At 41.9% G+C, this 12,300-nt stretch carries 11 protein-coding genes; 2 read left to right on the top strand and 9 right to left on the bottom strand.

Annotated elements, in window-relative coordinates; genetic code table 11:
• The 8 genes from FU659_RS22320 to FU659_RS22285 form a co-directional block, all read right to left on the bottom strand.
• The coding region (locus FU659_RS22320) for a multidrug effflux MFS transporter (RefSeq protein ID WP_147949573.1) at nt 1-982 on the bottom strand (982 nt) is incomplete at its 3' end.
• Nucleotides 983-1,243: 261 nt separating this feature from the next.
• Nucleotides 1,244-1,426 (bottom strand): hypothetical protein, encoded by a 183-nt coding sequence (locus FU659_RS22315; protein WP_187274313.1) that lies wholly within the window; start codon nt 1,424-1,426, stop codon nt 1,244-1,246.
• A 162-nt stretch (nt 1,427-1,588) separates the two neighbouring features.
• Complete coding sequence (locus FU659_RS22310; RefSeq protein WP_147949572.1) at nt 1,589-2,116, bottom strand: DinB family protein; 528 nt, start codon at nt 2,114-2,116, stop codon at nt 1,589-1,591.
• A 354-nt stretch (nt 2,117-2,470) separates the two neighbouring features.
• Nucleotides 2,471-4,072, bottom strand: a complete 1,602-nt coding sequence (locus tag FU659_RS22305; RefSeq protein ID WP_147949571.1) for a glycosyl hydrolase family 18 protein — start codon at nt 4,070-4,072, stop codon at nt 2,471-2,473.
• A gap of 361 nt (nt 4,073-4,433) precedes the next feature.
• A complete protein-coding gene (locus tag FU659_RS22300; RefSeq protein ID WP_222708603.1) occupies nt 4,434-4,823 on the bottom strand; it encodes a hypothetical protein in 390 nt (129 codons plus the stop codon).
• Nucleotides 4,824-5,348: 525 nt separating this feature from the next.
• Nucleotides 5,349-6,017, bottom strand: coding sequence for a SanA/YdcF family protein (locus FU659_RS22295; protein ID WP_261807969.1), 669 nt, complete (start codon nt 6,015-6,017; stop codon nt 5,349-5,351).
• 163 nt (nt 6,018-6,180) lie between these two features.
• Nucleotides 6,181-6,582: a hypothetical protein gene (locus tag FU659_RS22290; RefSeq protein ID WP_147949568.1), complete on the bottom strand. Its 402-nt coding sequence runs from the start codon at nt 6,580-6,582 to the stop codon at nt 6,181-6,183.
• A gap of 886 nt (nt 6,583-7,468) precedes the next feature.
• Entirely contained in the window at nt 7,469-8,176 is a 708-nt protein-coding gene (locus tag FU659_RS22285; RefSeq protein ID WP_147949567.1) for an SAM-dependent methyltransferase, read from the bottom strand.
• Between the two features lie 571 nt (nt 8,177-8,747).
• Between FU659_RS22285 and FU659_RS22280 the strand changes: the two genes are divergently transcribed.
• Together FU659_RS22280 and FU659_RS22275 are read left to right on the top strand one after the other, a co-directional pair.
• Complete coding sequence (locus tag FU659_RS22280) at nt 8,748-10,316, top strand: DUF5050 domain-containing protein (RefSeq protein ID WP_187274312.1); 1,569 nt, start codon at nt 8,748-8,750, stop codon at nt 10,314-10,316.
• Nucleotides 10,317-10,775: 459 nt separating this feature from the next.
• Complete coding sequence (locus FU659_RS22275; RefSeq protein WP_261807968.1) at nt 10,776-11,003, top strand: spore germination protein; 228 nt, start codon at nt 10,776-10,778, stop codon at nt 11,001-11,003.
• A gap of 78 nt (nt 11,004-11,081) precedes the next feature.
• On the opposite strand, the gene FU659_RS22270 is transcribed toward FU659_RS22275, so the two are convergent.
• On the bottom strand, nt 11,082-12,137 hold the full coding sequence (locus FU659_RS22270; RefSeq protein WP_147949564.1) for a hypothetical protein: 1,056 nt from the start codon (nt 12,135-12,137) through the stop codon (nt 11,082-11,084).
• Nucleotides 12,138-12,300: the final 163 nt, after the last annotated feature.

Below are 12,300 nucleotides of genomic sequence, written 5' to 3'. Positions count from 1 at the left end.
CTGCCGTAGATGTAATGCCGATTGATGCTACGAAGAAAAACAGTGGAATCACCAACGCGAAAAGCGGTCCATGAACGATGGCCACCACTAACACAGCGACACTTGCCAAACAGGCAAGCCATAGGCCGAACAACAGAAAGGCGTGTTCGGATACGCGATGCGACATCCGCCCTACCACTTGGGAGCCAATGATCAGGCTGATACCGTTCGATCCGAATAAAAGCGCGAATACGGTCGGCGAGGCCCCATAAATATTTTGATAGATAAATGGCGTTCCCGAAACATACGCGAAGACCCCAGCGATCATTATGCCCTGTGCCAACATGTAGCCGACAAACTGGCGATCTCGCAAGAGCAATCCGTAATTCCGCAACTGCTCCACGAAATTGCTCGGTCTGCGGCGATCAGATGGCAGAGTCTCCTGTAGGCTCCATTTTGTCATCGCCAACAGGTAGATTCCCAGCACTGCCAGCGCTATAAATACGCCGATCCAAGTCGTGAAAGAAAGAATTCCACTACCGGTAACCGGTGCCACGAGCGGACCCAAATTACCGACAAGCAAGAGCAGCGAGAAAAATTTTGTGAGTTCGGTTCCGCTGTACATGTCGCGTGCGATCGCACGGGAAATGACAATGCCCGCCGAAGCGGCAAAACCCTGTACGAACCGGAATGCAATTAACAGCCCGATATTGGGCGAAAATGCACAAGCTAACGAGGCGGCGACATAAACAGCCATGGAGATAAGCAGCGGATTGCGTCTACCGTAGACGTCGCTCAGCGATCCCATGACAATCTGGCCGATGCCGAGTCCGAGTAAACAAGCGGTTAGGCTGAGTTGCACCAGCGAAGCTGTCGTATCGAATTGCTTCACAATCTCGGGGAAAGCCGGTAAATACATATCGATCGTAAAAGGCCCGAGAGTCGAAAATAAACCGAGCAGTAAAGCTAGTCTAAACATATGCTGATTGTTCTTGTTGCTCATAATACAGATAATCTCCTATTCTTCATTCCATATCCAAGACTCTTAATCTCTATTTGTCGCTTTCGAAGCACAAGATCCGGAAGTCGGCTTGTACATTTCGAAGCAGGGAGTCTGTTTTTCATCCTAACACAACTTTACGGATTCCGACAACCAATTAAATATGTAGGCTGAATCCTAATATACGTTTATCTGCATCACCCCAGTATTTGTTAGGGTTTGGCAATTAATCCAGTTTTAATCCCATTCTTAAAGCACGAGTTTTCATAAAATAAAAGCGTTCCCTCTTCTTTCGAACCGGTAAGCAACATGACTTTGTAACAAGCTTGCCCCCATGCAATATCCAATGCCTTTTTCAAAACTTGATCCATAACCCTGTCTTCTAAAGTCGGCATGTGTAACTACATTATCAATAATATTTCTTATCTTGACTTCCATCTCCATCATTCTCCCCCTCCCTCGTTCCAGAAGCCAACTATATTCTAAAATTTCATTTTAGCAAGAAGAACAAGTTCATTGCGACCTGTGTACTCAAAGTCCTTGTAGATCTCCTGGTTCTTTTTATGGAACAGGTGGATACCTCTTTTTTCATAATTTATCTAACGCTTCTCATGAGAAAGAATTTTCTTTATACCACTTTCTAAGCTGATTGATATTAGCCTGATGATAGCGGCTATGGTCAGCCATATGCCATAATCCCCAGCGAATGGTTGCCTGCTTTTCGTTTTCATGTCCAAAAGTGACAATTTTATCAAGATCAGCATCCGTTAATTGTGTACATGCATCTTTCAACATGGATAATACACTTTCATATTCGGACATGAATGTGTTCAAAGACTTCCCTTTGATCATCGGAAGCCTATTATTTGCATCTATCATGGGACCATATTGCTCTTTTAAAGAGTGAGGAAGTGGTTGTCCTTTCATTCTATATACCCAATTAACATCCACATACAGGATGTGTTTGATTAACTGAGCGGTACTATTAAAGTTGTTATCTAGACCCTTATAATCTATTTCTTCTTGTGACATGCCATCTGTGATTAATTGTAGTCGTTGGCTGTTTTCTTTCACAGCAGAATATAAAATTCCCACAATTGGCGACATATTTGCTTCACCGTGTAAGTCGTAAAACATCTTAGCATTTCCTCCTCTTGATCTATGACCTTTGGATTATAGCTCAGAAAACCATTGGCAAACTCTTTTCATCGTATAAATGTTAAGGAGATGTGTCAATGAAATTAGAACAACCCAAACTATAACCTGCAACCTTGCTTGTACCGTCTTACGAATTAATAAGCAAATTGCATTCATTCATACCTTTGTCAAAAAGAGACCCACAGCGAAGAGCTGTGGGTCTAAGTTTTATATTTTAAAGGGGGTCGACTTTTATTATAAGATTGTTTTATTAATTTCAAATGAAAATAAGATTTCAATCTCATTACATTTATTGAACTAAAGTTTAAGCGTTGAATGATGCTTTATATCGCGTTATCTTTTGGCGATCGTATCCCAGTCAGATGCGGTGAAATTGCCCATATGCCAGAGCGAAATGCCTTTAAGGTTATAGACTTTGGCGAGCCAGATTTTTTTGGCGATGCTTTGCGTGTCTTCATAATAAATGTCGTTCGCAGCGCTGCCATCTTGGTAATGAATCAGCTTCAGGAAATATGGCAGGCTCCAAGTTTTGGAAGCATTCTGATCAGCGAGACGTTTTTCAACTAGATCAATGCTCGGCGAAGCGGTCGTCGTTTTGCCATTCGTTGTGATCCATTGGTTAGCCTGCTTGGAAATGCCTAGCACTAGCTTGCTGGCAGGCACGCCCTGCCTGAGCACTCTCTCCACTCCGTCCCTGACTAGCGGCAGCGGCGCAGAAGGAAGTTTCGAGTCATCATGCGTAAAATCGTACGCCATGAGGTTAAGGGTGTCGGCCGTTTCACTGAGCCCTTTTAAATCGTAGCCTTTATAGTAATAATCCGTTGGTACGGAAATGGAGAGGGTTTTACTCCCTATGGCCGCTTTCACGTCCCGGACAAATTGCAAGTAATTCGGCGCGTCTGATGCATCCATCAACCCTTCAAAATCCAAGGAAACACCGGAAAACCCAAATTCCGGATCGCCGAGTTTGGAGACCAGTTGGACAACAAACGCCCTCTGTGCTGGCACGTCTCGCAAAAATACCGACAGCTTCTTGCCATCGTTGTAAAAAACCATCAAGTCTTTATGGACATGCGCCTGATCGGCCGACTTCACCACGTCTGCGTACCCATCCGGAACTTTGTAGGTGGTTGTATCCGTACCCAGTTTTGCAGTACCCTCCGTATCGTATTCGAGATGGGACCAGCCCATAGCGACGTTGTCGATGAGCGGCATACGGCCGATGGCAGGGCTCGATTTAATCGCATAAAACCCAGTCACTTCCAATTTCTTCACGGCGGCTTCGATATCAACCAGGCGATTGATCACGGCGGCTGCTTCGCTGCGGATCAATCCGCTTTTCGGACGGAAACCCTGGTTATCACCTTCCATGACGTTCCGGTTTACCGTGTAAAACACGTACGGAGCGATATTAGCATTAATTTTCGAGCTGTCGGCAAACGCTCGTTCATCCCGTTCCTTTGACCAATCTCCTGATGTCCACTGTGATCCGGCCGTTCCCACCTTGTCTAATAGATAGTTACCGACGACAGCGGCGACTTCTTCTCGTGTAATCGGCTGTTCCGGCTTCAATTCGCCGGCTTCGTTCACCATAAAATCGATCCAGTGCCGCTCCGAAGCGGCAGCAATGTATGGAGCTGACCAACGGCCGGTAGCGTCCGTAGGTACGATCCCCAAAGCATGAGAAATATCCACCTTTGCCGTAGCGACCAAGAGCTTGATAAAGGCTTCCCGAGACAACAATTCTTCGGAATGATAACGGAAATCAGGATATCCCTCAATAATACCGAGCGCTGATAAAGTGTACACGTAGTCTTTTTCCCAAGCTTGGTCCGTCACATCCTTATATGTAAACATAGGTACATTGTAAGCATAAGTGTTTCCGGCTGTCGCGAATAGGAATACAACGGCAAATCCTATAATTTTTTTGTACATGTTTCTCTCCTTTTCTGTGACATCGACTCTATTAAACGTGCAGAAGAGTAAAAAGGTTGCTAGAAACTATCATTCTTATAGACTGATGTTCTTGTTTAATGGTTAATGTTTATTCAATTATCATGGATTACAGTGATTACGATAAAAGTAAGTTTATTAAATTATTGATTGAATACTTGGAAAAAGAGATCCTGATTTAAGGTCCTCCATCTGAAGCTCAAACTCCTGAATCATATCACATACGATCGTGTCCAGCCATGGACCTGCGATAGGTCTACAAGCTGTGCCCCGTTGCAGTAACGCATTCTGAAATTTAACATTACTTCCCGTAAGAGCTTAAAGTAACGTCTAAATCCACTACCTACATATTGTTTTTGAGCACTTGATAGTAAAAATAGATTCCATCTTCTTTGCCGTTAACTATTCGTTTGTTTACCTTTGCAGGTGGAAAAAGTTCGGTAGAATTAATTCTTAAAACTATTGCGTTATCGATTTTCTTACTCATTTCCCAATATCCACCCAAATTCCTCCTAAACACCTCTCCTACATAACCACCCCAAATCTTGCTCATTTGTATAATTTGATCTTCAGATGGACCTTTAGAAAATATTTTTTTAATTCCCTTGGGTATTCCTTGATGATATCTCTCTAATATTTCATCTATAATTTTTAGACTCTCTTCACTAAAATCCAACTGAAGCCCCATCTTGCCCGCTAATTCAACAGCGTCCTCCGAATAAGCCGCCATCATGTCATTGATAGTGTACTGAGTCATTTAAGATCCCTCGCTTAATTATTCTGTTATAAATTATTTTTAATTGATTTCAGTTAATTTCATTTATATGAAATTCGCAAATCACTCTATCTAAAGATAATACTAGAAATGCCACATATTGCACCTACTATTTTCTTCAGATAAATGCTGATTGAACTCCACAATCTTCCTCTTTAATCTTCGGTAATGCCGTCTTATTCCCCGTATTTTAGGCCACCCCAATTACTTCTCTCCAAAGATTCATTTTGTGGACGGCTGAATGGCATCAAATAGAAGAATAGTGAAATTTATAATGTTACTTTTGTCTTTTGAATCAATCTTATAAGAATCACGAATCCGATAGGGTTAAAGGAGCGAAGCGACTGGGTTCGTCAGTACTTAGGCTCTCAGGGATGTCTTTCTGTTCCAAATCTCCGAAATGTCTCGGGCAAACCAAAGGGGCTTGTCCTCCGTAGCGTAAATACGAGTATACGACGGAGCTTTGAGCTACTTACAAAATATTTACATGTCATTTGTTAAGCTTCCACTCGCCGTTATTGGGATTACATCTCCTAAATATCTTGGCTTTGGTTTAGTAATATTCACGTTAATGAAATCTTTGTTTCTGGCTAATATTTCTCTAGCTTTGTACACTTTAAGGATATCACCGTAAGAATTTTTATCCGCAGCTACACCATACGCTTCAATCCCCATCTTTCTTGCCAAATAAACTGCTCTACTTAAATGATAGTCTTGAGTTACAATAATTAGTTTATTTACTTTAAAAATATCTCGGGCTCTATACATACTCTGATAAGTGTTAAAACCAGCATGATCCATGAATACATCTTCATTCTTGAAATCTTGTTTCAACAAGTATTGTTTCATGGTATTCACTTCATCATAGTCCTTTCTGCCATGGTCCCCGCTTACAATAATTTTTGAAGATTTATCTTCTTTGTAAACTTCAATTGCTGTTTCAAGTCTATCATGAAGAATAGTAGAAACATGTCCATCGGGGTATACATACGCACCCAATACTAATACTGCATCCGCATTTGGTAATTCATTTATGTTCATAATGTATTTATTAGCAAATGTCTTTACATGATAGTCGATAGTAAATAAAGATACTATACCAGCAACTACGACGCTCAAAGTTACAAATAATGTTTTTTTGAATAGCTTCAATGTAATTACCCCAGACATAAATGGTTTATAAAAATATCTTCGTTCTGTCGTATAACGTTCTTGGATCTATAAGCCCTCATTGGATTAATGCAGCTTGCTGCCGGGTCCGATGGAATGTATGGTGTAGCTTTCTTTCGTTCTTATCGTAGTAGAAGCCGTTTATTTATACAGTATTCCTAGTGGTACTCTTTCTTGTTCTTATTATCATTGCTAATAATAGTAGTATATTAAATATTAAAAATGCATTGCTCCCATAATACAAGTAAGTTAATTTCATTCTCTCAAGCCATTCGCTCACCAAATAACCAGAAACAGCATTTTTCTTTATATGTGCTTCTAATTGAGTATCTGAATCAAACTTTGTAGTATTTAGCAGTGGAACCTCTATTCCATTTGTGATAGCAAGGGGCGGATAATATTCAACCCAAACTTTATTAGTCCAACGATCAGTTTTGTATTTCATGTCACCTTCAGAGTTGTTATAACTCCATCGAAAGCTTGCAATCACATTTAGCAAAACAATAAAAATAATAAGGGCAAACAACGTTAGTTTTCTTTTATCCAAATTATTCTCCTCTTACCTTCGTAATTGCTGCTGCACCCATTAACTTATTTGACAAAATAGTGCCCCCTAATCATATATTGGCTTACTTTAATGAGACGCCAAAAAGTGGAAATAAGTTTCAAGTCAATCGACTATTCTGCCCGGTCAACGCCGTCGCGTGAGTCTAATGTAGTACAGTGCTTTGGTAAAAGCAAAAGAGCCCATCACCGTAATTTGGAAGTATACGTAACATCCATTTTCTAATGAGAAGGGCTATAAGTACAACTGTTCACGAAAATCTTTTACTGCCTTATTTTCAACCTGGTATATCGAATAGCCTCGATCTAGTAGAAGCCTAATGATTAAATATGAATAATGCCCACCAGTAGGCTCCAGCAATATAAACAATCCTTAGGTTTATACCCAAATTGAGTTTGAATATCTTCTAGAGCATGAATGAACTTTCAACATAGAAGTCTGAACCAATATCGTATCTTTAATCGAATAACCACTTAACTCAATGCTATTCATTTTAAAATCACCTATTCGCTTTCGACGTCTTGAAAAAAATCCCTCCTTTCTGTCAAGTTCTTTGTTTTTCTGCGCAAAAAAAACCTGCCATTTCGACAGGTTAAATTATCGTAAAGTGTGTGTGCAGTGCCAAAAATATTGGCGCCTCATTTCTATTAAAGAAATCCAGGAGGAAATCTCCTGCCGGCTCCAAACCTATTCTGGGCGGTTGTTCCCTGAGAGGTCACTGCATAAAGTATATATACGCCTATTCGTGGCCAAATCCTGCTAAATATCGTACCAGTTACCACAAATACTTTATAGAAGTCTTCGGCTCCACATTAGACTCAGGGGTTAACCGATACTAATATAATATTAGCAAATTTTTCTAACGAAATTATAGTTTTTCTCCTACAACTAGACCTAACGAAATCCACCGACCATTATCACGTGTAATAAGTTCTTGTTCAGCTTCCGAAATACGTCGTTGGTCGCGATAATTTAGCCACCATTGATAGGCTTCTCCAAAATAATAGCTTTCGGTAATAGCTAATCCTTGTTCTGTAAACAAGTTACGATTACAATCTAAATCTGAAAAGCATTTTTGAAACCCTAGACTGCATTGTATATCTAATTCAACCAACTCATCAGGCATTGCTCCAGATAAGCACATGGGCTCAGCAATTCCAATACGTGCACCCGTTTTGGCTACCCGAGTCATCTCAGCTAATGCTATAGGTCGTTCATCCCCAATCATCTCAAACGAGCCTATACTAATGATAGCGTCAAAAGTGTTTTCAGCAAAAGGCAATGATTGTGCTTTTATCTTCAACTGCAACACCTGGTTTTCAACGCCCTCGTCAGCCGCATAAGCTTGGATTTCATTGGTATTAGCCCATGGTTCAAGAGTAACCACCGAAACATTCCAATGCTTCGCAATGGTGGTAGCAATTTGACCTGATCCACCACCGACTTCTAAAATTCGCATACTAGGTCTAATATTTGTAGCCTTCACTAATGGTAAAGCCATTTCAAACGAACCTGGTCCCCAAGCTTTAGGAGTTTTAATGTTTAAAAATGGGTTTAATGTATTATTAGTATTCAACTTTTTTCCTCCGTGTCGTATGTTTGTCTCTTTGCACGGAAGGTCATTAATACGAAGAATTAATTATCCTTCCGTACCTCTCATAAAGGTTTTCAAAGCATTAATTTGGGCAATCATCCAAACCACTCGCTTTCTATTAAGGTTACCGTTAAGTTTATTGCCAAGGGAAAATGTGATCAAGATATTATTTTTTTATAATAAAAGATTCCATCATGTATCCTGTAATTTAATATGAATTTTAATTTTTGTTCGGTAGTTAACCCCAAAAATAGAGCACACTCCCGCGCCTTCGATTGGACAGAAAATACTCTTAAGTCTGTTAAGGTGTCTACGTAGGCCGACAACTTAGAATAATATCCATAAGTCGTAAGCACTCATTATTAAAAGTTTCCGATTGCTCAAAGGTCCCAAATTAGGGTCTTTACTGTATGGAGAAGGGTAGACAGATGGTATGCGGTATTCTGTAATTGTGCTACCTCATCAAGTACGAGTACTTCACGATCTTGCGAAAACTCTCAGTAACTTTTACCATGATTCTGCGTTTAAATCAATGAGAGGAGATGACGCAACGATGAGAAACAAATGGGCTGGGTATACGGTCGTTTTTTCATTATGCATGAGCTTGTTGGTGCCTGCGGGGCACATTCGAGCCAAAGATGTGAGTGTGAGGGTTACGCTGCCGGATTTTTCGGTGAACCTGAACGGTCATACGGTGGAAAATCAGTACCGCGAATACCCGCTGCTGGTTTATCACGATATCACCTATTTTCCGATGACGTGGTACGATACCAGGCTGCTCGGTTTGGAGACGACTTGGTCGCCGGACGACGGCTTGATCATTAAGCAAAGTCGTGTGGCCTCCTCGTATGTGCCAAACAAGTCCGAGCGTCGAAACGCGGCATCCTACGCGGCGGAGGTTCCCGCATCGGCCGTCAAGATCAACGGCAAGACGATCGACAATTCTAATGAAGAATATCCGTTGTTAAGTTTCCGGGATGTCAGGTATTTCCCGCTGACCTGGCGCTTCGCGCACGACGAATTCGGATGGGATTACCAGTGGAACGATACCGGCGGCCTTAGCATCACCTCCCATAACCTGCAGTTGCAAAAGGTTGGTCTTCCTGCATATGCCAAGGAGAACGATGTCGCTCTTTTCAAGGGGTATTATTATTTCGTCGAAACGACGGACACGACGAACCATGTATACCGTGCTCCTGTGAAGCAGCCGTCGGACAAGGAGGAGATTTATTCTTATAACATCAAAAGCGTCGCATATGGGCTGCAAAAGGATTTATCTTTTCAAATCCGTGATAACATGCTGTGGTTCACCTATCATCTCGGGGGAGGTATTATGGGTGGCAACTACTTCGTGAAAATCGGTGGCGACGGGAAAGCGGAGCTGTTACATCAAGGGTATCTCGATTTCCGCGATACGCCGTACGGAACATTAATCGTCAATCTTGGTGCTGATAATGATAGCGGAAACCTATATTTGTCTCAACCGGGACAGGAAGGGACGAACCGCAAGCGTGTAGGTGACCTCGATCTGAAGTTCGCCCAACATGTTGCGCACAGTGGCGTTCCTGCTACGGCCACCTCAGTTGTCGGAGATGATGTCTACGTGCTGTGCTCACCACAACTAAATGACCCGAATTCAATTTATAAAATCAACCTGAAAACGGATAAGACCGAGAAGATCGTCAGCTCGAGCGTTAACTGGTTCCGGATTATCGGTAACAAGCTATACTATGTAAAAGACGAGAACAACACGTTATATTCGTCCGCACTGGACGGGACGGGCGAAATAAAACTGTCTGACCATGCCGTGTCATGGTTTGACAGCATCGACGGCAACGTATTTTACACAACAAAGAAGGAAGCGAATCGTTTCGAGCTGTACCAGGTTGATCCGAACGGGAAAGAAACGCTCGTATGGAAAACGCCAGTCGCCGGCGTTCAAGTGTTGAACGATCGGCTCGTCTGCCGGTTTGGCGAAAACGATGACTATGGCGTCGTACTGCTGGACGGTTCAGGCCACCTGCTGCTGAGCGTGGCGGATCCGATCTCGCGCGTACTCACGACCGACGATGGGATTTTACTCCAAACCTCCAGGGATTCCTCGGTCGAACTCATTCGTTGAACGATAAATGATTTCTCTGTTAAAAGGGCTGCCGAATGGCAGCCCTTTGCTTTTGTCGGGGAGACAGCAGTAAACTTTCCCCTTGCAAACACAAGGGCTAATCGACAACACCACAAAATCCAACGTACCCATTCAACGTGACAACCGAACTCCATCTCCATTCAGGTGATACATTCGGTTTAATTCTTTTATTAATACATGTTATTAGAAAAAGTTATTGAATGTCTACCTTACTCATACGAAAATCCATCTGTCGGTCACTAACAGGTGTTCGTTCACCGTCTTCTTTTATTATTAAAGCAATAAGAGAAAAAAAAAGACAACAGAAAAATACCTAGGCGCATTTGATGCGTGATCAGTAATAGATGCTGGTTTTTCGTTTCTCCTTCTTTTATTGGGTCACACTTGGGTAAAATCAACATATAAATGACTATTGTTATTTGGAAGGAGTGGCGACGATTGCCTTCATTTGTCGGGAGTTTTAAAATCAATAACGTTGGTCCCAGTTCCAATGTCAATAATGGAGATTGTGCTATTATCGTCTTGTCCAGCAGCGACAAGATCAATTCGGGTTCAGCCTCGTTTTCGCCGGGCGATGCCTTCGGAAGCTTAGCGATTAACGCGAACAGTAGTACCAATACATTCGATCCGTCCCTTGTCGAGGGCACCATCGGAAGAGTTGTGTGATTTTTTACCCATTAACTCGAAAAGGGTCCTGTTTTCGAAAGAATCGCATCAGGGCCTTTTCGTTTTACTCTGCGTAAATTATTCCTGTAACGGTTTTTCTGGTACCCACACGATGCCGCTGTAAGTTGAGATATGATACCAATTGACCCCCTGTGGGGAGATCCACTTTTCAAAAGATAGTGCTTGCTGATCGTTGAAGGTGCCTGCTATATGGCAAACTTCCCCTGTCAGCGGGAAATAGTAGGTTTTTGTTTCTGAGGTCAATTTCACTTTTTCTTGAGTTTCAGTAATGCCCTGAGGCCGTTCAAGCGGTGCCCTATCAAGGTTGACTACTTTCCAACCGAATGGAGTTTGCAGGCATGCCCATCCGTTGTTTATTTTATTGGCTACATATGTTCCCGGCTGTAACCAATTTTGCAGGCTAAGGCTTGCATCACCATCAATGTCGAAGTAACGTGTGGCGGATCTCAATGTAATATTTTCATTAGATAAGTCGAACTGCATTAACGGTCCACGTTCTGTTTCAAATAGTGGATACGCATTAACCCACTTGAACGTTCCATCCTGTAATTGAAGCTTGTAAAATCCGTAAATTTGATCCTTTATGTTGAAAGTAGAGTGCGCAACCACTTGAACTACACCCGGAGTCGCTTTTACTCCTTTTCCCGCTACTTCATATGGATAATCGTAAAGCAATTCGTTCCCATTTAGTTTTATAATTCTGTCACTTGGTATCTCATTCTTCTGTATATCTTCAGGAATAAACGGGTCAACAACCCACTTCTGCCCCTGCTTTGTAGATATTCGATACCAGATTGGAGCCATGACGAATGCTCTACCAGTATGGGCCCCTTTATATAAAGAAAAATACTTTGCTGTTACATGGACTTTTTGAGGCGTAAGCATATCTTGAGGTGGTTCGGTTTGGTAATATTCAACATCTGGTTGGTCATATAACCTCATTTCTTTGATAATTGTAATATCCCGCTCTATTTCCCAATAGTCGCCAGCCGTAATCTTATTGTCATCCTCGATCCATTTGTCCCCCATCCAAGTTTTTATACGTATATATTCCTTACCTCCTATGTTTGCTAGACAATTCGCTTCATTCAGACCACAGGCCACTTCTACCATCTGAATACCGGCAATCGAGCCAACGATAGAATTTGGATTCTATTAGTCATCTAGCAATTTCGTCTCCGCTAGGACAACCAACTGCTCTTTACACTCAGAGAATCTGCCCTTCTAGCTTAATCCATAGGCCGAAGTGTTTCCTCTTCTTTCACCTCAAAGATAC

The organism is Paenibacillus sp. N3.4, assembly GCF_008017805.1.
In the GTDB taxonomy this organism is placed as follows: Bacteria; Bacillota; Bacilli; order Paenibacillales; family NBRC-103111; genus Paenibacillus_E.
Note: the sequence above shows the minus strand (reverse complement) of the source record. Positions and strands in the feature narration are given on the sequence as shown.

Bases quoted from the DNA above. Each gene is read 5' to 3' on its own strand.
- FU659_RS22315 (WP_187274313.1), bottom strand. From the start codon at position 1,426: ATGATGGAGATGGAAGTCAAGATAAGAAATATTATTGATAATGTAGTT.
- FU659_RS22310 (WP_147949572.1), bottom strand. From the start codon at position 2,116: ATGTTTTACGACTTACACGGTGAAGCAAATATGTCGCCAATTGTGGGA.
- FU659_RS22305 (WP_147949571.1), bottom strand. From the start codon at position 4,072: ATGTACAAAAAAATTATAGGATTTGCCGTTGTATTCCTATTCGCGACA.
- FU659_RS22300 (WP_222708603.1), bottom strand. From the start codon at position 4,823: ATGATGGCGGCTTATTCGGAGGACGCTGTTGAATTAGCGGGCAAGATG.
- FU659_RS22280 (WP_187274312.1), top strand. From the start codon at position 8,748: ATGAGAAACAAATGGGCTGGGTATACGGTCGTTTTTTCATTATGCATG.
- FU659_RS22270 (WP_147949564.1), bottom strand. From the start codon at position 12,137: ATGGTAGAAGTGGCCTGTGGTCTGAATGAAGCGAATTGTCTAGCAAAC.